General features: G+C 76.2%; 19 protein-coding genes and 1 pseudogene. 14 read left to right on the top strand and 6 right to left on the bottom strand.

Annotation, left to right across the window (positions count from 1 at the left end):
• Positions 1-498 precede the first annotated feature (498 nt).
• Positions 499-843, bottom strand: coding sequence for a hypothetical protein (locus O4J56_RS26810; RefSeq protein ID WP_270689634.1), 345 nt, complete (start codon positions 841-843; stop codon positions 499-501).
• A 243-nt stretch (positions 844-1,086) separates the two neighbouring features.
• On the opposite strand from O4J56_RS26810, the gene O4J56_RS26815 reads away from it, so the two are divergent.
• From O4J56_RS26815 to O4J56_RS26825, 3 genes are read left to right on the top strand one after another with little or no spacing between them, the layout of a single operon-like run.
• Complete coding sequence (locus O4J56_RS26815; RefSeq protein WP_270689635.1) at positions 1,087-2,097, top strand: metal ABC transporter substrate-binding protein; 1,011 nt, start codon at positions 1,087-1,089, stop codon at positions 2,095-2,097.
• The gene (locus O4J56_RS26820) at positions 2,094-2,945 is read left to right on the top strand and encodes a metal ABC transporter ATP-binding protein (RefSeq protein WP_270689636.1); all 852 of its coding nucleotides are present in this window, start codon (positions 2,094-2,096) and stop codon (positions 2,943-2,945) included. The genes O4J56_RS26815 and O4J56_RS26820 overlap by 4 nt, the downstream gene beginning before the upstream one ends.
• Entirely contained in the window at positions 2,933-3,853 is a 921-nt protein-coding gene (locus O4J56_RS26825) for a metal ABC transporter permease (RefSeq protein WP_270689638.1), read from the top strand. The genes O4J56_RS26820 and O4J56_RS26825 overlap by 13 nt, the downstream gene beginning before the upstream one ends.
• A gap of 40 nt (positions 3,854-3,893) precedes the next feature.
• On the opposite strand, the gene O4J56_RS26830 is transcribed toward O4J56_RS26825, so the two are convergent.
• Together O4J56_RS26830 and O4J56_RS26835 are read right to left on the bottom strand one after the other, a co-directional pair.
• Positions 3,894-4,694, bottom strand: coding sequence for an alpha/beta fold hydrolase (locus O4J56_RS26830; RefSeq protein WP_270689640.1), 801 nt, complete (start codon positions 4,692-4,694; stop codon positions 3,894-3,896).
• 125 nt (positions 4,695-4,819) lie between these two features.
• Complete coding sequence (locus tag O4J56_RS26835; RefSeq protein ID WP_270689642.1) at positions 4,820-5,665, bottom strand: alpha/beta fold hydrolase; 846 nt, start codon at positions 5,663-5,665, stop codon at positions 4,820-4,822.
• A gap of 131 nt (positions 5,666-5,796) precedes the next feature.
• On the opposite strand from O4J56_RS26835, the gene O4J56_RS26840 reads away from it, so the two are divergent.
• Entirely contained in the window at positions 5,797-6,588 is a 792-nt protein-coding gene (locus O4J56_RS26840) for an APH(3') family aminoglycoside O-phosphotransferase (protein WP_408639179.1), read from the top strand.
• 84 nt (positions 6,589-6,672) lie between these two features.
• Positions 6,673-6,852: a TetR family transcriptional regulator gene (locus O4J56_RS26845; protein WP_408639177.1), complete on the top strand. Its 180-nt coding sequence runs from the start codon at positions 6,673-6,675 to the stop codon at positions 6,850-6,852.
• A 38-nt stretch (positions 6,853-6,890) separates the two neighbouring features.
• On the opposite strand, the pseudogene O4J56_RS26850 reads toward O4J56_RS26845, so the two are convergent.
• Positions 6,891-7,532, bottom strand: a pseudogene (locus tag O4J56_RS26850) (GNAT family N-acetyltransferase); the annotation flags it as partial.
• Here O4J56_RS26850 and O4J56_RS26855 point away from each other — a divergent pair.
• The 4 genes from O4J56_RS26855 to O4J56_RS26870 all read left to right on the top strand — a co-directional run bounded on the left by O4J56_RS26855 (position 7,456) and on the right by O4J56_RS26870 (position 13,235).
• Positions 7,456-7,998 (top strand): GNAT family N-acetyltransferase, encoded by a 543-nt coding sequence (locus O4J56_RS26855; protein WP_270689646.1) that lies wholly within the window; start codon positions 7,456-7,458, stop codon positions 7,996-7,998. The pseudogene O4J56_RS26850 and the gene O4J56_RS26855 sit on opposite strands and share 77 nt — an antisense overlap.
• 151 nt (positions 7,999-8,149) lie before the next feature.
• Positions 8,150-9,541, top strand: coding sequence for an MFS transporter (locus tag O4J56_RS26860; protein WP_270689647.1), 1,392 nt, complete (start codon positions 8,150-8,152; stop codon positions 9,539-9,541).
• 77 nt (positions 9,542-9,618) lie between these two features.
• Positions 9,619-11,694 (top strand): molybdopterin oxidoreductase family protein, encoded by a 2,076-nt coding sequence (locus O4J56_RS26865; RefSeq protein ID WP_408639180.1) that lies wholly within the window; start codon positions 9,619-9,621, stop codon positions 11,692-11,694.
• Positions 11,695-11,762: 68 nt separating this feature from the next.
• Positions 11,763-13,235 carry an FAD-dependent oxidoreductase gene (locus tag O4J56_RS26870; RefSeq protein ID WP_270689651.1) on the top strand — a complete coding sequence of 491 codons (1,473 nt, stop codon included), beginning with the start codon at positions 11,763-11,765 and terminating at the stop codon, positions 13,233-13,235.
• Positions 13,236-13,289: 54 nt separating this feature from the next.
• Here O4J56_RS26870 and O4J56_RS26875 read toward each other — a convergent pair whose 3' ends face one another.
• Positions 13,290-13,913, bottom strand: coding sequence for a Uma2 family endonuclease (locus O4J56_RS26875; protein ID WP_270689653.1), 624 nt, complete (start codon positions 13,911-13,913; stop codon positions 13,290-13,292).
• A gap of 137 nt (positions 13,914-14,050) precedes the next feature.
• On the bottom strand, positions 14,051-14,353 hold the full coding sequence (locus O4J56_RS26880) for a hypothetical protein (RefSeq protein WP_270689655.1): 303 nt from the start codon (positions 14,351-14,353) through the stop codon (positions 14,051-14,053).
• A gap of 179 nt (positions 14,354-14,532) precedes the next feature.
• On the opposite strand from O4J56_RS26880, the gene nirB reads away from it, so the two are divergent.
• The 5 genes from nirB (at position 14,533) to O4J56_RS26905 (ending at position 22,395) form a co-directional block, all read left to right on the top strand.
• Positions 14,533-17,046 carry a nitrite reductase large subunit NirB gene (gene nirB / locus O4J56_RS26885; RefSeq protein ID WP_270689657.1) on the top strand — a complete coding sequence of 838 codons (2,514 nt, stop codon included), beginning with the start codon at positions 14,533-14,535 and terminating at the stop codon, positions 17,044-17,046.
• A 2-nt stretch (positions 17,047-17,048) separates the two neighbouring features.
• Positions 17,049-17,435: a nitrite reductase small subunit NirD gene (gene nirD, locus O4J56_RS26890; RefSeq protein WP_270689659.1), complete on the top strand. Its 387-nt coding sequence runs from the start codon at positions 17,049-17,051 to the stop codon at positions 17,433-17,435.
• Entirely contained in the window at positions 17,432-18,643 is a 1,212-nt protein-coding gene (locus O4J56_RS26895; RefSeq protein ID WP_408639178.1) for a uroporphyrinogen-III synthase, read from the top strand. The genes nirD and O4J56_RS26895 overlap by 4 nt, the downstream gene beginning before the upstream one ends.
• A 274-nt stretch (positions 18,644-18,917) precedes the next feature.
• On the top strand, positions 18,918-19,640 hold the full coding sequence (locus tag O4J56_RS26900) for a sirohydrochlorin chelatase (RefSeq protein WP_270689660.1): 723 nt from the start codon (positions 18,918-18,920) through the stop codon (positions 19,638-19,640).
• Positions 19,641-21,225: 1,585 nt separating this feature from the next.
• Positions 21,226-22,395 (top strand): protein-tyrosine phosphatase family protein, encoded by a 1,170-nt coding sequence (locus O4J56_RS26905; protein ID WP_270689661.1) that lies wholly within the window; start codon positions 21,226-21,228, stop codon positions 22,393-22,395.
• Positions 22,396-22,459 lie beyond the last annotated feature (64 nt).

The following is a 22,459-nucleotide window of genomic DNA, read 5'->3' on the forward strand; positions in this document are numbered from 1 at the left end:
GTCGAGATCATCGCCGGGCAGGGGTGCACCGGGCCCACGGCCGCCACGGGCGCGGGCGGCCACACGCCTACCCGGTCGCACCGCCGCCCGGCCCACCGCCCGGCAGGCAGGATCAGGGAACCGCCCGGCCGTCTCCGTCGCCGCCCATCACGGCGACCACCCACACGCCCCATGGCCGACGACGCTGCAGTGAGGACCGCTCACCTTCATCGTCGCCGCCTTAGATCCGGAACTCTCGCCCGGCAGCTTCGGCGACCACCCGCACACCCCACGGCCGACGGCGCTGCAGGGAGGGCCGCCTGCCTTCGTCGTCGCTGCCCTCTTCCTCGCGCCTCGGCGGCCCGCCGCCCGGCCGGGGCCATAAAGCGGGGGACCGGCCCAGCCGCCTGTGGCGGTGACCGCGTACACGCCCGGCGGCCGGTGACGCCGCCAGAGGAGCCACCGACCTTGGTCATCGCCGCCAACTCCCTTGGGCTCGGGCGAACGCCTCCGGTCCTCTCACGCCGGGGGGAACCCGTGGTCGGGGAAGCCGTGGAGGGCGTCCGCCTGTCCGACCCTCGCGCGCAGGTCGCGTGCCTGCGGGCGTCTCAGCGCGTGGAGCACCACCGACAGCGGTTCCCGGTCCTCCACGGGGGTAGGGCAGCACTCCGGGATCCCGCACCCGATGACGGCCTCGCCGCGCAGGGCCTCCAGCATCGTCCAGGTGCTCAGGGAACGGGCGTACTCCTCCCATGTGCGCAGTGCCTCACGGGTCGCTCCAGGGTGCAGCAGCGGGTGGAGGACCTCGATGCGGCGGATCTGCGCCATCGTCTTCGCCGACAGCCCGTCGACCGTGTCGTTCACGCCTCTTCGTGCCCTGCGGCGCAGTTCCGTTCGGACGCGCTGCTCGGCACGGACTCGTCCCGGCCGCCTACGCGGCATCGGCCTTTCGGTCGGTGTCCATGGCCGCATCATGGTAGAGCCCGGCACCCGCGGCCAGTACCCGGCCCGCGCCCGAGGTGCGGACCGGGCTCCGGGGGCCGCCGCAACCTTGGACATTCACGACCCGAAACGGCGAGTTCAGCTAGGCTGTGGTAAAAGTTGGGCATGCCGAACATTCGCGGTCGATCCTCCTCACTCCGCCGCTGGGGAGCCGTCTCGCTGACCGCCGCCCTGCTCGGCGGCACCGCCTGCGCGGCGCCCGCCGACGGCGGCGACGGCCGCCCCAAGGTCCTGACCACCTTCACCGTCATCGCCGACATGGTCCGCAACGTCGCCGGCGACCACCTGCAGGTGGAGTCCATCACCCGCCCCGGCGCCGAGATCCACGGCTACCAGCCCACCCCCGACGACCTCGTCCGCGCGCAGGACGCCGACCTCGTCCTCGACAACGGCCTGGGACTGGAGGGCTGGTTCGCCCAGTTCACCGACCGCGTCGACGCCCCCACCGCCACCCTGACCGAGGGCGTGGAGACCATCCCCATCGCCGCCGGCGAATACGAGGGCCGCGCCAACCCCCACGCCTGGATGTCGCCCGACAACGCCGCCGTCTACATCGCCAACATCCGCGACGCCCTCACCGAGCTCGACCCCGAGCACGCCGACGACTACGCCGCCAACGCCCGCGCCTACACCGACCGCGTCGCCGAGGTCGGCGACTACCTCCAGACCGAGCTCAAGGACCTTCCCGAGGGCTCCCGCGCCCTGGTCACCTGCGAGGGCGCCTTCTCCTACCTGGCCCGCGACACCGGCCTGGAGGAGAAGTACCTGTGGGCCGTCAACGCCGACTCCCAGGGCACCCCGCAGCAGATCGCCTCGGCCGTGGAGTTCGTCCGCGACAACGACGTGCCCGCCGTCTTCTGCGAGACCACCGTCAACGACAAGGCCCAGCGCCAGGTCGCCCGCGAGAGCGGCGCCCGCTTCGCCGGGGAGCTCTACGTCGACTCGCTCTCGCGCCCCGGCGGGCCCGTGCCCACCTACCTGGACCTGCTCGGCCACGACGCGCAGACCATCGTCGAGGGCCTGACCGGCGAGCCCGCCGACCCGCCGCCCTCGGTGTCCGGCGGCACCGGCGGCACCGACAAGGAGGAACCACAGGAAGGGGGCGACGCCCCGTGACCGCGCCCGCCCGCGCCCCCGAGGCCGCCGCCGTGCGCGCACCGGCCGTCGACGCCCGCGGCCTGACCGTCCGTTACGGCGACGTGCTCGCCCTGGACGGCGCCGACCTGACCCTCGACCCGGGCACCGTGTGCGCCCTGCTCGGCGCCAACGGCTCGGGCAAGTCCACGCTCTTCTCCGCCCTCATCGGCCTGGTGCCGCTGGCCGCCGGGCGGGTGCTCCTGCACGGCCTCACCCCCGACCGGGCCCGCAAGCAGGGGCTGGTCGCCTACGTCCCGCAGAGCGAGCGCATCGACCAGGCCTTCCCCGTGCGGGTCGCCGACGTCGTCATGATGGGCCGCTACGGGCATATGGGCCCCACCCGCCGCCCCCGCCGCGCCGACCGCGAGGCCGTGGACGCCGCCCTGGAGCGCACCGGCCTGACCGGCCTGGCCCACCGCCAGATCGGCGCGCTCTCCGGCGGCCAGCGCAAACGCGCCTTCGTGGCCCGCGGCATCGCCCAGGGCGCCGACCTCTTCCTGCTCGACGAGCCCTTCGCCGGCGTCGACAAGGGCTCGGAGGCCACCATCACCGAGGTGCTGGGCGCCATGCGCGCCGAGGGCCGCACCCTGCTGGTGTCCACCCACGACCTGGCCGGGGTGGGCGGCTTCTGCGACCGGGCGGTGCTGCTGCAGCGCCGCGTCCTGGCCGACGGCCCGCCCGACCGGGTCCTCACGCCCGAGCGCCTGGCCTCCGCCTTCGGCCTGGCCTCCGCCGGCCCCGGCACGGCCGGTGCGACCAGGGCGACCGATGCGACAGGCCGGCCCGCCGGCCGCGGACAGGAGGGGGAGCCGCCGTGGACGCGCTGAACGCGGTGGTCCAGTGGTTCACCGTGCCGCTGCAGTTCGACTTCATGTGGCGCGCCATGCTGGTCAGCGTGGTCGCCGGGGCGGTGTGCGCCGTCCTGTCGTGCTGGATGACGCTGATCGGCTGGTCGCTGCTGGGCGACGCGGTCTCGCACGCCGTGCTGCCCGGCGTCGTGCTGTCCTACCTGCTGGGCCTGCCCTTCGCGGTGGGGGCGCTGGTCTTCGGCGCCGGGTCGGTCGCCCTGATCGGCGTGGTCAACCGGACCTCCCGGGTCAAGGAGGACGCCGTCATCGGGGTCGTCTTCACCGCCCTGTTCGCGGTGGGGGTGCTGCTGGTGTCCAAGATCCCCAGCCAGACCGACCTGATGCACATCCTGTTCGGCAACGTGCTGGGCGTCTCCGACGGCGACATCGTCCAGGTGCTGGCGGCCGGCGCCGTGGTGCTGGCGGTGGTGCTGGCCAAGCACCGCGACCTGACGCTCTACGCCTTCGACCGGGTGCACGCCCACGCCATCGGGCTCAGCCCGCGCCGCCTGGAGGCGCTGCTGCTGGGGCTGCTGGCGGTGACCGTGGTGGTGGCCCTGCAGGCGGTGGGCATCATCCTGGTGGTGGCCATGGTCATCGTCCCCGGCGCCACCGCCTACCTGCTCACCGACCGGTTCGAGCGCATGCTGGCGATCGCGGTGGCGGTGTCGGTGACCGCCTCGGTGCTGGGCACCTACCTGAGCTTCCACCTGGACGCGGCCACCGGCGGCGCGGTGGTGGCGGTGCAGGCCGTCGCCTTCGCCCTGGCCTACCTGTTCGCTCCGCGCCACGGAGTGGCCGCCGGGGCCCTGCGCAGGGCGCGGCAGGCCCGCGCGGCCCGGGACGGGCGGGCGGGCCGGTCCCCGGCCGGGACCGCCGCCCCCTGACCCCCGGGCGCCCCGGGGCGGCGCCCCGGCGGGCGCCGCCTCAGTGGGCGAAGAAGTCCCGCAGCACCGGCGCCAGCACCTCGGGGTCCACGTCGTGGGTCTGCCCGTCCAAGGTGGTGCGCCGCACGTCCCGCAGCACCGCCGCCAGGGCGTCGGCGCCGTCGGCGAAGGTGTGCTCGCTCTTGCCGCCGTCGGCCACCAGCACCGGCACCGTCACCGACGCCCACCGGTGCGGCGGCAGCGGCACCCCGGACATGGTCCCGCCCATCACCGCCGCGTCGTAGGCCAGGGTGTGCGCCACCTGCTCCATGCGCGCGAACGAGGGGTCCTCGCGCATGCCCCCGAGCAGCTCGGCGGGCAGGCCCACCGCGGCGGTCATGAAGTACTCCACCGCCTCGGCGCGCCGCCCCTCGCCGGCCAGCGCCCCCACCCGCACCGCGTAGTCCGGCGGCAGCGGCGGGCGGGAGCCGTCCACGATGAACGGCGGCTCGTACAGCGCCAGCGCCTCCACGGCCAGCCCGTGCGCGGCCGCGTCCAGCGCCAGCACCGCGCCCGAGGACATGCCGAACAGGTGGGCCCGCCCGCCCGCGGCCCGGATCAGCGCCTCGAGGTCCTCGATCTCGCGCTCGACCGCGTAGGGGGCGGTGTCGCCGCTGTCGCCGCGGCCCCGCCGGTCGTAGGTGTGGACGGTGAAGGCGTCCTGGAGCAGGTCGGCCAGGGCGGCCCCGTGGGGATTGAACGCCCGGTGCCCCAGGGCGCCGTCGACCAGGATCAGCGCCGGGCCCGATCCGCTCCGGTCGTAGGCGATGCGGGTGCCGTCGCGTGATGTGGCCACATCCATCGGTGTTCTCCTGTCGGTGTTCGTATCGAAGGGGGAGAGGGGGCGTCCCGTCCGGCGCCGGACCCGGGCTGCGGGGAGGCCCGGGCCGGCGGCGCACCGGCGCCCCGGGGGAGGCGGCGGGGCGCCTAGGAGGGGTCGGCCCCCTCGGCGTCCCCGGCGCCGGCGGCCAGGAACTCGGCGACCATGGGGGCCAGGTACTCCTCGCGCTCCATGGCGCCGATGTGGGTGGTGCCGGGCAGCACCGCCAGGCGCGCGGCGGGCAGCCCGGTCAGGTCGCCGGGCACGCCCCCGCCCAGCAGGCGGAACATGGCGGCGGCGTGCTCGGGGCGCACGATGTCGGAGTCGCCCAGGGCCAGCAGCGTCGGCGCGGCCACCGAGGACACCTGCTCGGGCGTCCACTCGGGGATGTTGCCGGGGGCGTCCATCTCCTTGACGCGCTCGACCAGAGCGGCCCAGCCGCCCGGGTCGGGGGCCACCGCCACGTACTCCTCGTGGAAGGGGGTGCCCTCCAGGTCCTGCGGCGACAGCTCGCCGATGCCCGCGGCCACCTCGGGGTACATGCCATCGGCGCGGAAGGACACGGACACCAGCACCAGGCGGCGCACCAGGCGGGGGCGGGTGAGCGCGAGCTGGAAGGCCACGGCCGCGCCCATGCTGTAGCCGAGCACGTCCACCTCGCCCAGCCCCAGGCCCTCCACGAGCGCGGCGATGTCCTCGGCCAGGTGCTCCACCCGCAGGGGCCGGTCGATGTCGGGGGTGCGCCCGTGCGCCTGCATCTCCACCGCGATCACGCGGCGCTCCCGGGCCAGCTCGGGCAGGAGCGCGCCGAAGCACGACCCGATGCCCACAAGGGCGCCGTGCAGCAGCACCAGCGGCTCGCCCTGACCGTGGACCTCGTAGTACATGTCCACGCCGTTGGCGGTGATGCGGCCGCCGGGGGCGGAGGTGGCGGCGGTGGGGGTCGTGTTCATGGCCCGGTGTCCTTTCGGCGAGCGGGCGCCCCTGCCGGGCGCCGTTCTCACCCCTTCAGACCCGGGCCGTGCGCCGAACTCATCGGCGCGGCGGGGCCCGATTCCCGGCGGCCGGTAATGTGGCGCGGGTGATCGAGACCGTCCGCCGCCGTCTGCGCCGCCGCCACCTGCTGTACCGCTGGACCCCGGTGGCCGGTGGGGGGTCGGGCGACCGGGTGTGGCGACTGACGGGGCGGGGCCGGGCCACGCTGTACGCCAAGATCGGCACGGACCCCGCGGCGCTGCGCGCCGAGGCCGAGCGCGCACGGTGGCTGATCGGCGCGGGCGTGGCCGCCCCCGACCCCCTGGAGGTCGGAGAGGACGGCGGGACGGGGTGGCTGGTGTCGGCGCAGGTGCCCGGCCGCCCGGCGTCGGGGGACTGGCCCGCGCACCTGCGCGCCCCGGTGGTGGCTGCCGTGGCGCGGCTCGCGCGGCGGCTGCACGACCTGCCGGCGGACCGGTGCCCGTTCCCGCGCGGGCTCGAGCACACCCTCGCCCAGGCGCGCCAGAACGTGCGCGCGGGGCGCGTGGACCCCGACGACTTCGACGACGAGCGGCGGGGGATGAGCGCGCGGCAGGCGCTGGAGGAGCTGGAGCGGTCGGTCCCCGCAGAGCCCGAGGAGGACCGCGTGGTCTGCCACGGGGACCTGACCTTGGACAACGTGCTGGTGGACCCGGCGACGCTGGAGTGGACGGGCGTGGTCGACCCCGGCCGCCTGGGCGTGGCCGACCGCCACCTCGACCTGGCTCTGGCCCTGCGCGACCTGGAGGGCGACCCGGGCTGGGGTCCGAGCTTCGCGCGCGCGTTCGCCCACCACTACGGCGACGACCGCATCGCCCCCGGCCGCCTGGCCTTCTACCGCCTGCTGGACGAGTTCTTCTAGACGGGCCTTCTCCTGGACGGGCCGCGCCTCCGCCCCTGCGGACGCTATGTGGACGCCCCCGTCCACTTGGTTGAAGTGAGGCGGGTGACCGACCGTTTGCCTCACAACCTGCGCTCCGACGCCAGGGACAACCGGGAGCGGATCGTCGCCGCGGCCCACGCACTGTTCGCCGCCGAGGGGCTGGACGCGCCCATGCACGAGGTGGCCCGGCGGGCCGGGGTCAGCCCCGCGACTTCGCGGTGGAGGACCTGTTTCTGGTGCTGAATGTAGCTGCGCAGCAGGCCCTCGCGCCGGAAGCCCGCCTTCTCGGCCACCCGCAGCGAGGCGGTGTTCCACGGTTCGATGTGCACCTCGATCCGCGCCAGCCCCAGCTCGCCCAGCCCCCAGGCGGCCAGCGTCTCCAGGGCGCGCGAGGCCGTCCCCCTGCCGCGCCCGCCCGGGGCGACCCAGTAGCCGACCGCCGCCCGTCCGGCGTCCATCGTGTCCCGCCACAGCCCGGCGCCGCCCACGGCCCGGCCGCCCGACTCGACGGCCAGCGAATAGCCCACGCCCCGCTCGGCGAGCAGGTGCTGGTGGGCGATGGAGTCCCGCCCCGCGGGCTCGGTGTAGGGCGCGGGCACCCCGGTGATCCCGGTGATGCCGGGGTCCTCGGCGCCCTCGCGCAGCACCGTCCGGTCCTCCTGCCTCCAAGGGCGCAGGAGGGGGTCGCCGCCCTCGGCGCGCAGCACCGGCACGGTCAGCGGCCGTTCGGGGATCCCCGCCATGCCCGCGATCCTGCCGCCTGGCGCCCGCTCCGGGCAACGCCCCTGGGCGGCCCACAGGAAAACCCCTTGCCGCCGCCGGGCCCTCTCATGAGGCTGTGCGCCCATGACCCTGCGCGCCGAACCCATCGCCACCCGGCGGCTCCTGCTCGAGCCGCTGCGCACCGGCCACGCCGAGCCCATGGCCGCCGTCCTGGCCGACCCCGCCCTCTACGACCGCATCGGCGGCGCCCCGCCCACCCCGGCCGACCTGCGCCGCCGCTACACGGCCATGCTCGCCGGGCCGCCCGGCCCGGATGAGGCCTGGCTGAACTGGATCATCACCGCCCCCGAGCCCGCGGGATGGGTCCAGGCCACCGTGCGCACCGCCCCCGAGGAGGCCGCGCCCGCCCCCGACCGCCCCTCGGCCGCCCTGGCGTGGGTGGTGGGCACCCCCTGGCAGGGCCGCGGCCTGGCCTCCGAGGCCGCCCGCGCCACGTGCGCCTGGCTGGCCCGCAACGGCGTGAGATGCCTCACCGCCGCCATCGCCCCCGGCCACACCGCCTCCGAGCGGGTGGCCCGCTCCTGCGGCATGGCCCCCACCGCAGAACACCAGCAGGGCGAGCGGATCTGGCGCCTGACCGCACCCGGCCCGCACCCGCCCCGGTGAGAGCGGGCACCCCCGTCCTCACCAGCGCCGCCGCCCGGCGGTGAGGTCCCTGTTTCCCCCGTGTTACGACATGACACTTCCCGGCAACGGCGGCTTCCTAGCGTCGACGGCGAACCCGACGATTTTCCGAGACCGACCGGAAGGCAGCGCCGTGACGAGCCGAGACACCGCACACCGCCCCGGCGGGCGCTGGATCGCCCACTGGGACCCCGAGGACCGCGAATTCTGGGAGGCCGGCGGGCGCCGCATCGCGCGCCGCAACCTGTGGGCCTCGGTCTTCGCCGAGCACCTGGGCTTTTGCATCTGGAGCCTGTGGTCGGTGCTGACCCTGTTCATGGTCCCCGAGACCGGGTTCGACTTCACCCCCGCACAGAAGTTCCTGCTGGTCTCCCTGGTCTCCCTGGTCGGGGCCGTGCTGCGGGTGCCCTACACCCTGGCCGTGCCGATGCTGGGCGGGCGCAACTGGACCGTCGTGTCGGTGCTGACCCTGCTGGTGCCCACCGGCCTGGCCGTCTACCTCGTCCAGAGCCCCGACACCCCCTTCTGGCTCTTCGCGCTGCTGGCCGCCACCGCCGGGGTCGGCGGCGGCAACTTCTCCTCCTCCATGGCCAACATCAACTCCTTCTTCCCCGAGCGCGAGAAGGGCCTGGCCCTGGGCATCAACGCCGGGGGCGGCAACGTCGGGGTGGCCGTGGTGCAGCTGGCCGGGCTGGCCGTCATCGCCGCCGTCGGCGTGGCCGGGGGCTGGCTGCTGGCCGCGACCTACATCCCCCTGCTGCTGGTGGCCGCGTTCGTCTCGGCACGGCGCATGGACAACCTCAACACCGCCCGCGCCGACGTCTCCGCCCAGGTCGCCGCCGCCAAGGACCGCGACTTCTGGATCATGTCGATCCTGTACATCGGCACCTTCGGGTCCTTCATCGGCTACTCCTTCGCCTTCGGGCTGCTGCTGCAGAACCAGTTCGGCCGCACCCCGCTGGAGGCCGCCGCGGTCACCTTCATCGGCCCCCTCATCGGCTCGCTCATCCGCCCCGTGGGCGGGCTGCTGGCCGACCGCTTCGGCGGCGCCCGCGTCACCCTGTGGAACTTCGCCGCCATGGCCGCCGGCACCGGGCTGATCATCGCCGCCTCCGCCTCGGGGTCGCTGGCGGTGTTCACCTCGGCCTTCATCGTGCTGTTCGTGCTCACCGGCATCGGCAACGGCTCGACCTACAAGATGATCCCGGCGATCTACGCCGCCCGCGCCGCCGGGCGCGCCTCGGCCGGGGCCGACCGCCGCGGCGCCGAGGAGCACTTCCGCCGCGTCTCGGGGGCCGCCCTGGGCCTGGTCGGCGCGGTGGGCGCGATGGGCGGGGTCGGCATCAACCTCGTCTTCCGCCAGTCCTTCGACGCCACCGGGGGAGCGGTGCCCGCCTACGCCGCCTTCCTCGCCTACTACCTGGTGTGCCTGGCCATCACCTGGGCGGTCTACCTGCGCCGCCCCACCGCGGCGCGCGCCGCGGACGCCCCCGCCGAGGCCGCCGGCGCGGAGGTGGCCCGGTGAGCCCCGCCCGCACCCCGCCCTCGGCCCCGCAGGCCGGCACCGCCACCCACTGCCCCTACTGCGCCCTGCAGTGCGCGATGTACGTCGAGCCCGCCGGCGGCGGGGGCTGGGCCACCCGCCCCCGCGACTTCCCGGTCAACCGGGGCGGGCTGTGCCGCAAAGGGTGGACCGCCGCCGAGCTGCTCACCTCGCCCGAGCGCCTGGCCTCGCCGCTCATCCGCCGGGGCGGGCGCCTGGTGGAGGCCACCTGGGACCAGGCCCTGGACCTGGTGGCCGAGCGCGTGCGCGCCCTGCAGGCCCAGCACGGCCCCGACACGGCGGCGGTGTTCGGCTCGGGCGGCCTGACCAACGAGAAGGCCTACCTGCTGGGCAAGTTCGCCCGCCTGGCGCTCGGTACCCGGATGATCGACTACAACGGCCGGTTCTGCATGTCCTCGGCCGCCGCGGCCTCCCGGCGGGCCTTCGGCCTGGACCGCGGCCTGCCCTTCCCCGTCACCGACCTGGGCGGGGCCGGGGCCGTCCTGCTGGCCGGGGCCAACCCCGCCGAGACCATGCCCCCGCTGATGGGCCACCTGACCGCCCCGGCCCTGGTCGTGGTCGACCCGCGCCGCACCGCCACCGCCCGCGTCGCCCTGGAGAACGGGGGCCTGCACCTGGCGCCCCGCCCCGGCACCGACACCGCGCTGGCGCTGGGGCTGCTGCACGCCGCCAAGCTGGAGGGCCTGCTCGACGCCGGCTACATCGCCGAGCGCACCACCGGGTTCGAACAGGCCTGGCGCCAGGCCGCCGCCTGGTGGCCCGAGCGGTGCGAGCTGGAGACCGGCGTGCCCGCCCCCCGGATCCGCGCCGCGGCCCGCCTGCTCGGGGCCGCCGCCCGCGAGCAGGGCGCCTACGTGCTCACCGGCCGCGGCACCGAGCAGCACGCCAAGGGCACCGACTCGGCCTCGGCCTGGATCAACCTGGCCCTGGCCCTGGGGCTGCCCGGCCGCGACGGGGCGGGGTGGGGGTGCCTGACCGGGCAGGGCAACGGCCAGGGCGGGCGCGAGCACGGCCAGAAGGCCGACCAGCTCCCCGGCTACCGCTCCATCACCGATGCGGCCGCCCGCGAGCACGTGGCCGCCGTGTGGGGCGTGGACGCCGAGGAGATCCCCGGCGCCGGGGTGAGCGCCTTCGAGCTGCTCGAGTCCCTGGGCACCGGGGCGGGCCCCAAGGCGATGCTGGTGTTCGGCTCCAACCCGGCCGTCTCGGCCCCCGACGCCTCCCTGGTGCGCGACCGGCTGGACTCCTTGGACCTGCTGGTGGTCGCCGACTTCGTGCTCTCGGAGACCGCCGAGCGCGCCGACGTGGTGCTGCCGGTGGCCCAGTGGGCCGAGGAGGAGGGCACCATGACCAACCTGGAGGGCCGCCTCCTGCGGCGCCGCCGCGCGGTGGACCCCCCGCCGGGGGTGCGCACCGACCTGCAGGTCATCAGCGCCCTGGCCGCCCGGCTGGGCCAGCCCGCCGAGCGGTTCCCCGCCGATGCCGACACCGTCCTGGCCGAGCTGGGCCGGGCCAGCGCGGGCGGCGCGGCCGACTACTCCGGCGCCGCCCCCGAGCGCATCGAGGCCGGGGAGGAGGTGCACTGGCCCGCGCCGGGCCCCGCCTCCTCCACGCCGCGCCTGTTCCTGGAGGGCTTCGCCCACCCCGACGGGCGGGCCCGCTTCCACCCGGTGGGCCACACCCCGGCCGGCGAGGCCACCGACACACAGTTCCCGCTGGTGGCCACCACCGGGCGCACCATGGGCCACTACCAGTCCGGCGCCCAGACCCGGCGCATCGGCGAGCTGGCGCAGGCGGCCCCGGCCGCGTGGGTGGAGGTCCACCCCGACACCGCCGCCGAGCACGGCCTGGCCGCAGGCCATTGGGCGCTTCTGACCGGGCGGCGCGGCACCATGCTCGCCCGGGTGCGCCTGGAGGCCTCGGCCCGCCGCGACACGGTGTTCGTGCCCTTCCACTACGGCGGCGCCCAGACCGCCAACGACCTGACCAACCCCGCCCTGGACCCGGTGAGCCGGATGCCCGAGTTCAAGGTCGCCGCCGTGCGCATCGAACCCGCGCCCGGCCCCGACGCGGCCGGGGCGGCCGCCCTCGCCGCCGGGGCCGCCCCCGGCTGACCCGCCGCAGCCGCCCGCCGAGCCCCCCGAGCACGCCCGAAGCCGCCCCGCACTTGGAGGTTCCACCCGTGACCCGCCGCAGCACCCGCCCCGCCCGCCGCATCGTCGTGGTCGGCAACGGCATGACCGGGGCGCGCTTCGCCGAGGAGGTCGCCCGCCGCGACCCGGACGGGCACCGCGTCCACCTGACCGTCGTGGGGGCCGAACCCGGACCGGCCTACAACCGCGTCCTGCTGCCGGGCCTGCTCGAAGGCTCCTACACCCCCGGCGACATCACCCTGCCCGAACCCGGGGGCCCCGGCATCACCCGGCTGCGCGGCACCGCCGCCACCGGCCTGGACACCGCCTCGCGCACCGTGGACCTGGACACCGGCGAGCGCCTGGACTACGACGACCTGGTGCTGGCCACCGGCGCCCGCGCCGCCCTGCCGCCGCTGCCCGGCCTGGCCGCCCCCGACGGCACCCCCGCCGAGGGCGTCACCGCCCTGCGCGACCTGGCCGACCACCGCCGCCTGGAGAACCTGGTGCGCCCCGGCGCCCCGGCCGTCGTGCTGGGCGGGGGCGTGCTGGGCCTGGAGACCGCCCGGGCGCTGGCCGCCTCGGGGGTGCGGGTCAGCGTGGTCGAGGCCGCCCCCTGGATCATGCGCCGCCAGATCGACCGGGCCTGCGCGGGCGTGCTCGCCGCCGCCTACGAGGACCTGGGGGTGCGGGTGCACGCCTGGCGGGTGGCCGACCGGTGGGCCCCGGGCACCGGGCTGGTGCTCGACGACGGCACCGTGCTGCCCGGCGACGCCGTCGTGGTCACCGCCGGTGTGCGCCCGGCCGTGGACCTGGCCGAGAAGGCCGGGCTGGCCACCTCCCACGGGGTCCAGGTCGACGACCGGCTGTCCACCAGCGACCCGCGCGTGCACGCCATCGGCGACTGCGCCGCCCACCCCGGCGGCGGAGCGGGGCTGGTGCAGCCCGGCTACGAGCAGGCGCGGGTGCTGGCCGACCTGCTCACCGGCACCGACCCGGCGGCCCGCTACGCCGGGGCGCGCCCGGTCACCCGCCTCAAGGCCACCGGCATCGACCTGACCGCCATGGGCGCCACCGACGAGGACAAGACCGCCCAGGGCACCGAGTCGGTGGTGGTCAGCGACCCGGCCAAGCGGCGCTACGCCCGCCTCGACGTGGCCGAGGGCAAGGTGACCGGGGCGGTGCTGCTGGGCTTCCCCGAGGCCGCGCCGGAGGTCTCGCGCCTGTTCGACCAGGCGGCGGCGGTGCCCGAGGACCGGCTGGCGCTGCTGCAGGGCCTGCCCGCGCCGGCCGAGGACGCGGGCGGCGCGGCGGGCGGGCCCGGGGCGCCCGAGGCGCACGTGTGCCGGTGCAACGCGGTGACCCGCACCGACATCGAGCAGGCGTGGCTGGACGGGGCCCGCACCCGCCCGGCGGTCGCCCAGGCCACCCGGGCCACCACCGGCTGCGGGGGGTGCACGCGGGACGTCGACGCGATTCTCAAGGCCATGGACAGCGGCAAGGGCGCCGCCAAGGTGGGATAGCCGCGCCCCCGGGGCCTCCGACACCGGACCCGACGGCGGCCGGGCGCTACGGCGTCACCCGGCGGCCCCGCCATCGGCGGGGCCGCCGATGTGCTCCTTCCAGTCGTCATCGTCGGCCACCAGCCAGTGGGGGACGAGCGAGACGGGGAAGGGCGCGTCCGTGGTGAACACGCCCGCGCCGTAGACCATGGCCTTCTCCTCGTACGCCTCGCCCGCCAGGCGGTACTCGACGATCCCCGGCTGCTCCGGAACAGGGCTCACCACCCAGTACGAGGGGATGCCGAACCGGGCGTATTGGGTCCGCTTGGTGTTGAAGTCGCGCAGGGCGCTCTCCGGGGACACCACCTCGACCACCAGGAGAGGGGGCCGTGTCAGATAGGGGCGCTCGAGGTCCTCGCTCCGAACGACCGCCGAATCGGGGATGCGGTGGTTGGAGCGGTCGCCATAGAGATTGATTCCGACGGTGCCGAATACGCGCATGCCTTTGGGGGCCTTGGCCTCCAACCACCAGCTGATGCGGTGCTCGACAATCGAATGGTCGTTGATCGGTGCAGGCGACACGTCAAGCCGCCCGTCGACCAACTCGTAGCGCCTGCCGTCGTCGGGCATGTCCCGCAAGTCGTCCACGGTCAGCGGCCGGTCCGGCGGTGTCCATTCGCCCATGCTCATGACACTCATCTTGCCTCCTTGAGTCCATGGCGACCAGCTTGGCGAACCCGTGTTCGATCCCGCAGCGCAATTCCTGAAGTCCCCCTGTTCAGGGCGACCGATACCCCTCAACGGGCGTGCGGCGGGCGTCCCTTCCCCGCCCGGAATCACTCGATCGCCCGGTACTCGGCCGGAGGGGCGGCCAGCTCCGGGTGCTCCCGCCAGTAGGCGCCGCCCTTGAGCTCCAGCATCGCCCAGTGCCACGCCTCGTCGTGGAACACCAGCCCCCGGTAGGGCGTCCCCGGCGGCTCGTAGGGATACCACTCCAGCGCCGCCGCCCGCGCCTCCTCCTCGGACCGGCCCCCGTAAGCGCGCATCACCCACGCATAGGCCCGCCTCTCACCCTCCAGGCACGCCCGGTACTCCTCCTCGGGCCACTCCCACCCCTGCGCCCGCTCCATGCCGCTCACGCTAGGACTTTGTCACATGGGTCACACCCCGGCCCCGTTCACCCGCCCCCGGCCTGCGGTGACAGGACAACGAAACACCCCGGTCACAAACGGCTGACCGCCCAGAAACGCGCCCTGGGTTACGTGGAGGGCGAACCACCCACCCGGTCCGCCACCGACAGGAAGGGGACCCACGAGCCATGGCACGACTCATCGTCATCGGCAACGGCATGGCCGGCCACCGCCTGGTCGACACCCTCACCCGCGCCGACACCGACCGAGCCTGGCAGGTCACCGTCATCGGCGAGGAGCCCCGCCCCGCCTACGACCGGGTCGCCCTCTCCAGCTACTTCGACGGCGCGAGCGAGGACGACCTGCTGCTGGGCGACCTGTCCGGCCGCGCCGACCAGCGCCTGGCCGAACGCGTCACCGCCATCGACCGCGAGCGGCGCACCGTCACCACCGACACCGGCACCACCCTGGCCTACGACGCCCTGGTCCTGGCCACCGGCTCCACCCCCTTCATCCCCCCGGTGCCCGGCGCCGACCTGCCCGGCTGCCACCCCTACCGCACCATCGAGGACCTGGAGGCCATCACCGCCTCGGCCGAGGGCGCCACCACCGGCGCCGTCATCGGCGGCGGCCTGCTCGGCCTGGAGGCCGCCAACGCGCTGCGCCTGCTCGGCCTGGACACCCACGTCGTCGAGCTCGCCCCGCACCTGATGCCCGCCCAGGTCGACCAGGGCGCCGGCGCGCTGCTCGCCCGCATGGTCGCCGACCTGGGCGTCACCGCCCACACCGGCACCGCCACCTCCGCGGTGACCGCCGGCCCCCACGGCCGCGCATCCGGCCTGGACCTGGGCGAGACGACGCTGCCCGCCGACGTCGTCGTCTTCTCCGCCGGCATCCGCCCCCGCGACGACCTGGCCCGCCGGGCCGGCCTGGACCTGGGGCCGCGCGGCGGCGCCGCCGTCGACGACGCCTGCCGCACCAGCGACCCGCACATCTACGCCGTCGGCGAGTGCGCCAGCCACAACGGCACCGTCTACGGCCTGGTCGCCCCCGCCAACGCCATGGCCGACACCGCCGCCGACCGGCTGCTCGGCGGCACCGCCGCCTTCACCGGCGCCGACACCTCCACCAAGCTCAAGCTCATGGGGGTGGACGTGGCCAGCTTCGGCGACGCCCACGGCCGCGGCGAACAGGGCGCCCTGGACGTGGTCGTCAACGACGCCGCCTCCCGCCGCTACGCCAAGCTCGTCGTCTCCGACGACGCCACCCGCCTGCTCGGCGGGGTGCTGGTCGGCGACGCCTCGGCCTACGGAACCCTGCGCGCCCTGGTCGGACGCGAACTTCCCGGCGACCCCCTGGAGCTGATCTCCCCGGCCTCCTCCGGCGCCGGGGCCGGGCCCGCCGCGCTGCCCGACGACGCCCAGATCTGCTCGTGCAACGCCGTCACCAAGGGCGACATCGCCGCCGCCATCCACGACGGCGCCTGCGACGTGCCCGACCTGAAGAAGGCCACCTGCGCCGGGACCAGCTGCGGCAGCTGCGTGCCCATGCTCAAGACCCTGCTGGCCGACGCCGGAGTCGAGCAGTCCAAGGCGCTGTGCGAGCACTTCGCCCACTCGCGCGCCGACCTGATGGAGATCGTGCGCGCCACCGGCATCACCACCTTCTCCGACCTCATCGCCCGCCACGGCACCGGCCGCGGCTGCGACGTGTGCAAGCCCGCCGTGGCCTCCATCCTCGCCTCGCTGGGCAACGGGCACATCCTGGCCGGGGAGCAGGCCGGGCTGCAGGACACCAACGACCACTTCCTGGCCAACATGCAGCGCAACGGCACCTACTCGGTGGTGCCGCGCATCCCCGGCGGGGAGATCACCCCCGAACGCCTCATCGTCATCGGCGAGGTCGCCCGCGAATTCGGCCTCTACACCAAGATCACCGGCGCCCAGCGCATCGACCTGCTGGGGGCGCGCGTCGAACAGCTCCCCGCCGTGTGGGCCCGCCTGGTCGACGCCGGGTTCGAGTCCGGCCACGCCTACGGCAAGGCGCTGCGCACGGTCAAGTCCTGCGTGGGATCGACCTGGTGCCGCTACGGGGTGCAGGACTCGGTCACCATGGCCATCGACCTGGAGCTGCGCTACCGGGGGCTGCGCTCCCCGCACAAGCTCAAGGGGGCGGTGTCGGGGTGCGCCCGCGAGTGCGCCGAGGCCCGCGGCAAGGACTTCGGCGTCATCGCCACCGACAAGGGGTGGAACCTCTACGTCGGCGGCAACGGAGGCTTCACCCCGCGCCACGCCGAGCTGCTCGCCTCCGACCTGGACTCGGCCACCCTGGTGCGCTACCTGGACCGGTTCCTCATGTACTACATCCGCACCGCCGACCGGCTGCAGCGCACCGCCGCCTGGATCGAGTCCCTGGACGGGGGGCTGGAGCGGCTGCGCGAGGTGGTCGTCGACGACGCCCTGGGCATCGCCGCCGACCTGGAGGCCGACATGGCCGCCCACATCGACGGCTACGCCGACGAGTGGCGGGGGGTGCTGGAGGACCCCGACAAGCTCGCCCGGTTCGTGTCCTTCGCCAACGCCCCCGACACCCCCGACCCGACCATCTCCTTCGACACGGTGCGCGACCAGCCGGTGCCCTCGGCGCCCGTGCCGCTGGGGATGCCCGAGCCCGCGACCGCCGCGACCGCTGTGGAGGCCTGACCATGTCCGTTCTGACCACCGAGACCCCGGCCGCCGCCCGCGACTGGACCGCCGTGTGCCCCGGCGCGCTGCTGGCCGCCGAGCGCGGCGCGGCCGTGCTGCTGCCCGGCGGCGAGCAGGCAGCGGTGTTCCGCTCGGCGGCCGGGGAGCTGTTCGCGGTCTCCAACATCGACCCCTTCACCGGGGCCGCCGTCATGGCCCGCGGCATCATGGGCGACCGCGCGGGGGAGCCCACCGTCGCCTCGCCGCTGCTCAAGCACGTGTTCAGCCTGCGCACGGGGCTGCCCCTGGACGGGGAGGGGCCGGGGCTGGCCACCTACCCGGTGCGCGAGCGCGACGGGCGGGTGGAGGTCGGCGCCGCGGACGGCCCCGCCGGGGGCGCCCTGTGACGCCGCCCGCCGCGGCCGCCGAACAGGACCCGCACGCCCCGCCGGCCGAACCGCACCGGGACGCCGCCCCCGAACCGCGCCCCGCCCCCGCCGCCGGGCCCGCGCCGCTGGAGGGCTTCACCGTCGGGGTGACCGCCAACCGCCGCGCCGAGGAGCTGGCGGCCATGCTGGCCCGCAAGGGCGCCGAGGTGGTGTGCGCGCCGGCCCTGCGCATCGTGCCGCTCAGCGACGACGAGCGCCTGGCCGACGTGTCGCGCGCCCTGATCGACCGGCCCGCCGACGTGGTGGTGGCCACCACCGGCATCGGGTTCCGCGGCTGGCTGGAGGCCTGCGAGACCTGGGGGCTGGCCGAGCCCCTGACCGCGGCCCTGCGCTCGTCGCGGCTGCTGGCCCGCGGCCCCAAGGCCAAGGGCGCCATCCGCGCGGCCGGGCTCACCGAGGAGTGGTCGCCGCCCTCGGAGTCCTCGGCCGAGGTGCTGGACCACCTGCTGGAGCGCGGCGTGGCCGGGCTGCGCGTGGCGGTGCAGCTGCACGGCGAGCCGCTGCCCGACTTCTGCGCGGCCCTGCGCATGGCCGGCGCCGAGGTGGTGCAGGTGCCGGTGTACCGCTGGACCGGGCCCGAGGACCCCGCACCGCTGGACCGGCTCATCGAGGCGGCCTGCGGCGGCGGCCTGGACGCGCTGACCTTCACCAGCGCCCCGGCGGCCGCGGGGCTGCTGCAGCGGGCGCGCGCCACCGGCGCCGACCGGGCGCTGCTGCGGGCGCTGCGCGCGGGGCGGCCGATGGCCATGTGCGTGGGGCCGGTGACCGCGGCCCCGCTCGCGGCCGAGGACGTGCCGGTGCACTGGCCCGCGCGCGGGCGCATCGGCGCCCTGGTGCGGCGCCTGTCCGAGGAGCTGCCGCGCACCTGCCCGGAGCTGCCGGTGGCCGGGCGCGTGCTGCGGGTGCGCGGCCGCGCCGCCGAGGTGGACGGGGTGCTGCGGCCCGTCACCCCGGCGCCGATGCGGCTGCTGCGGGAGCTGGCCGACCGCCCGGGCAGGGTGCGCCACCGCTCGGAGCTGCTGGCGGCCCTGGGCCCGGAGGCCGACGCCCACGCGGTGGAGACGGCCGTGGCCCGCCTGCGCGCGGCGCTGGGGGACCCGGGGATGATCCAGACGGTGGTCAAACGCGGCTACCGCCTGGCCCTGGACGCCATGCCGTGCGAGTGAGCGGCCGGACCCGGCGGGCGTTCCGTCGGCGCCGGCCGCAGGGGGGCGGTCGGCGCCGGCCGGGGGCGCCACGGGCGTCCGGCCGGGGCAGGGGCGGGGTCCGGGCGCCGGGGCAGGCGTCCCGAACCCTGACGTCCGTCACCCGGACGCCCCGCCCCCGGGCGACTGACCTCCGGACGCCCCGCCTTCGCCCCCACCGAACATCCGACGCCTCCCGGGCAATGGGGCCCGGCCCACCCGACCACGGACCGACGTCCCCGTTCAGGAGGCCCACATGAGCGACCCGACCGCCCCCGTCCTGCTGCTGGCCGTCCACGGCACCCGCGACCCGGAGGGGGCGCGCACCGCCCGCCGCCTGGCCGCGGCCACCGCGGCGGCCTCCGGGGCCCGGGTGCGCCTGGCCTTCGCCGACGTGCGCGAGCCCGACGTGGGCCAGGTCGCCGCCGCCGTCGACGGGCCCCTGGTGGTGGTCCCCGCCTTCCTGGCCTCCGGGTACCACGTGCGGGTGGACATCCCCGAACAGCTCGCCCGGGCCGGGCGGGCCGAGGCTCCCGTCGCCCCGGCCCTGGGGGCCGACCCGCGCCTGGTGGCGGCCGCGGCCCGGCGCCTGGCCCGGGCGGGGCACCGGAGGGGGGAGCCGGTGGTGCTGGCGGCGGCCGGGTCCTCGGACCCGGGTGCGCTGGCCGAGGTCGAACGCGCGGCCGGCGCCCTGTCGGCGCTGGTGGGGGCTCCGGTGGAGCCGGGCTATGCGGCGACGGCCGCGCCCACCGTCGCCGAGGCGGTCGCCGGCCTGCGCGCACGCGGGGCGGGGCGGGTGGCGGTGGCGTCGTGGCTGCTGGCCCCGGGCCTGTTCCAGGAGCGCCTGCGGCAGGCCGGGGCCGACACGGTGGCGGGCCCGCTGTGCCCGGACCCGGCGGTGGCCCAGGTCCTGGCCGACCGCTACGCGGCCGTGCGCGCCGGAGTGGGGGAGCGGACCCTGGCCCGGCAGGGAGGCTGAGGGCCGGGGCGTCGACACCGGCCCCGGCCCGCCTTCGCTGCCTCGACCGGCACCCCACCCTTCGGCGAGACGCCCTTCGGCCGCCCGCCGAGGGCGGTCATGCCCCGCGAGAGCTGCGCCATTCGTGGGGACACCACCAACGGCTCGGCTGGTACCCCGCTTCAGGGCCCCAGCCGGGCGCGCGGCCGCCGGTGTGTAAGCGGGATGGCAGCGACGAGGAGAGGTCGGCGGCCCTCAGCGCAGCGTCGCCGGGTACGGCGCGTGTGCGTGGTCGCCGTGATGGGCGGCGACGGCAAGAGCCGGGCGGTTCCCGGGCGCTGCCTGCCGGGCGCGAGGGCCCTTGCGGCCCAGGCGGACGCGCGGAACAGCAGGTACCCCGCGTCCGCCCCCGGCCGGGCGGCAGGCCGCCGGAGTGTCGGGTGGGAGGGCGGCGACGACAACGGCCAGCGGCCCTACCTGCAGCGTCGTCGGGTGTGGCGCGTGCGGGTGGTCACCGTTGATGGCGGCGACGGAGAGAGCAGGGCGGTTCCCGGGCCCTGTCAGCCGTCCGGCGGGCCGCTCGCGGTTCGGGCGGCGGCGCGGCCGGGTGGGTGCGTGGTCGTCCGCGCTCGTGGCGGCCGTGCGCCCGGTGCGCCCCTGCCCGGCGATGATCTCGACGAGGGTGCTGTCATTCCGGCGGTTTTGGCAGCACTTCCGTCGAGATCATCGCGGGGGCGGCGGTGCGGGGCGCGCTGGTGTTGATCTCGGGGAAGTCGGGGTTATCGTGTCCGGTTTAACCCCGGGTTCCCCGAGATCATCGCGGAGGGGGCCTCCCGGGCGGCGCATACCGGGCATACCGGGCGGCGGGAGAGGGGGTGGGCATCCTGTGTCGTGAGATCGACGCTTTTTGGCTGATCAGGCGTCGGTTTTACGACACAGGATGCCTGGCCCCCACTGGCGCCGTCCGTTATGTCTGGTATGCGCCACCCGGACGGCAGCCAGCGCCCGGGAACCGCCGCGCTCTTCCCGTCCCGGCTCGACACGGTGGCCACGCGCACGCCGGACGGCCGACGGCGCTGCGGCGCGGGCCGCCCGCCTTCGTCGCCGCCATCCCGCTTACACTCCGGCGGCCGTGCGCCCGGCTGGGGTCCTGAAGTGGGGTACCTGCTCAGCCGCCGCCCGCCTGGACCGCGAGCGGCCCGCCGGACGGCAGCCAAGGCCGGGGAACCGCCGCGCTCTTCACGTTGCCGCCATCAACGGTGACCACGCACACGCGCCGTACCCGGCGACGCTGCGCCGGGGGCCGCCGACCTCTCCTCGTCGCCGCCATCCACCCCACACCCCACCGGCGCGCCGCCCGGCCGGGGCCCTGAAGCGGGGGACCGGCCGCCCCCTTCGCCGTCGCGCCACCGGCCCCCGCATCCGCTCCGCCCACCCCTCCCCGTGGGTTCCGGGTGTCCTGTTTCCTCCGCTTTCGGGCGTCTCGGATCTCCGGATCCGAGGGGGCGGCGGCGGTTCGTGGCCGGATGCGGCTAACGGCCGCTGGGCTCCTCTCTAGAGGGCATAGACACATCGTGCCGCGGCAGTGACCCCGAGGAGCCCCTCCATGCCCGCCGACGACCGGAACGAGCACGCCCCCTGGCACCGCGACGACCCCCGCTACGACCGCTGCGCCGGCGCCTGGGTCGGCGCCGCCGCCGCCGCGTGCATCGTAGGCGCCCCTCCCGCCATGGCCCAGGAGGCCACCCACCCCGACGGCGACGGCGCCGGACCCGCCCTGCTGTCCTGGCTCATCGCCACCGCCCTGGAGGGCCTGGCCGACCCCGCCACCGTCCACAAGGCCGTCGACGCCGCCGCCGACCGCGCCTGGGCCCTGGCCCTGCGCTCCACCGCCGCCGACGGCCGCATCCCCGACCCCGACCCCGCGGTGCCCCCGCACAGCCCCATGGGCGCCGGGTGGCGCGCCGCCGCCCGCGCCCCCGCCCCGCCGCTGGAGCCGGCGCGCGCGGTCTTCCCCTGCTCCCAGCTGGTGGAGGCCATCTGGCGCGCCTACGCCGCGGGGGGTGACGAAGCGGCCATGTACGCAGGGGCCATGGCCGGGGCACGGTGGGGGGCCTCGGGCATCCCCCTGGAGGCCCAGCGCCGCCTGGCCGACATCGTCGCCCCCCGCTCCCTGCTGGAGCGCGCCATCGTCCTGGCCCGCGGCAGCGACCCCGGCGCCTGGCCCGAGGCCGCCGCCCAGCCCACCGGGCAGGCCCGCTCGGTCAACACCCCCTTCTGCACCCCCCACCCCCACGACCCCGGGGTGCTGCTGGGCAACGTCGCCCACCTGCGCACCGGCCCCGACGTGCAGGCGGTCGTCTCGCTCAACCGCATCGGCCCCGCCGACGCCCCCGCGCACCTGCCCGCCCGCGACCGCATCGAGGTCTGGCTCGCCGACGCCCAGGGCCCCGGCATCAACCCCAACCTGCACTTCGTGCTCGACGAGGCCGCCGGCGCCGTGGCGGCCCTGCGCGCCGAGGGCAAGCGGGTGCTGCTGCACTGCGCCGCCGGGCAGTCCCGCACCCCCGCCGTCGCCGCCCACTACGCCACCCTGGCCTGCGGCGCCGACGTCGTGCAGGCGCTGCGCCAGAACATCGAGGCCACCGGCGGCCACCTGCACACCCCCGCCCTGGCCCAGGCCGCCGCCGCCCTCAACGGCGTCGACATGCCCGACCCGGCCGCCGTCCTGTTCCCCGACGGCACACCCCCGCCCCGGCAGCACCCGCCCCTGTGAGGCGGCGCCCCCGGGGCGGCCGGGGGCGGGAACGAATAGCGTGTGCGCCCCCTGCGGCGGGGGG

Origin of the sequence: Nocardiopsis endophytica, assembly GCF_027706725.1 — a bacterium.
Taxonomy (GTDB): Bacteria; Actinomycetota; Actinomycetes; order Streptosporangiales; family Streptosporangiaceae; genus Nocardiopsis_A; species Nocardiopsis_A endophytica.

Bases quoted from the DNA above. Each gene is read 5' to 3' on its own strand.
- O4J56_RS26815 (WP_270689635.1), top strand. From the start codon at position 1,087: ATGCCGAACATTCGCGGTCGATCCTCCTCACTCCGCCGCTGGGGAGCC.
- O4J56_RS26830 (WP_270689640.1), bottom strand. From the start codon at position 4,694: ATGGATGTGGCCACATCACGCGACGGCACCCGCATCGCCTACGACCGG.
- O4J56_RS26835 (WP_270689642.1), bottom strand. From the start codon at position 5,665: ATGAACACGACCCCCACCGCCGCCACCTCCGCCCCCGGCGGCCGCATC.
- O4J56_RS26855 (WP_270689646.1), top strand. From the start codon at position 7,456: ATGACCCTGCGCGCCGAACCCATCGCCACCCGGCGGCTCCTGCTCGAG.
- O4J56_RS26865 (WP_408639180.1), top strand. From the start codon at position 9,619: ATGTACGTCGAGCCCGCCGGCGGCGGGGGCTGGGCCACCCGCCCCCGC.
- O4J56_RS26875 (WP_270689653.1), bottom strand. From the start codon at position 13,913: ATGAGTGTCATGAGCATGGGCGAATGGACACCGCCGGACCGGCCGCTG.
- nirB (WP_270689657.1), top strand. From the start codon at position 14,533: ATGGCACGACTCATCGTCATCGGCAACGGCATGGCCGGCCACCGCCTG.
- nirD (WP_270689659.1), top strand. From the start codon at position 17,049: ATGTCCGTTCTGACCACCGAGACCCCGGCCGCCGCCCGCGACTGGACC.
- O4J56_RS26900 (WP_270689660.1), top strand. From the start codon at position 18,918: ATGAGCGACCCGACCGCCCCCGTCCTGCTGCTGGCCGTCCACGGCACC.
- O4J56_RS26905 (WP_270689661.1), top strand. From the start codon at position 21,226: ATGCCCGCCGACGACCGGAACGAGCACGCCCCCTGGCACCGCGACGAC.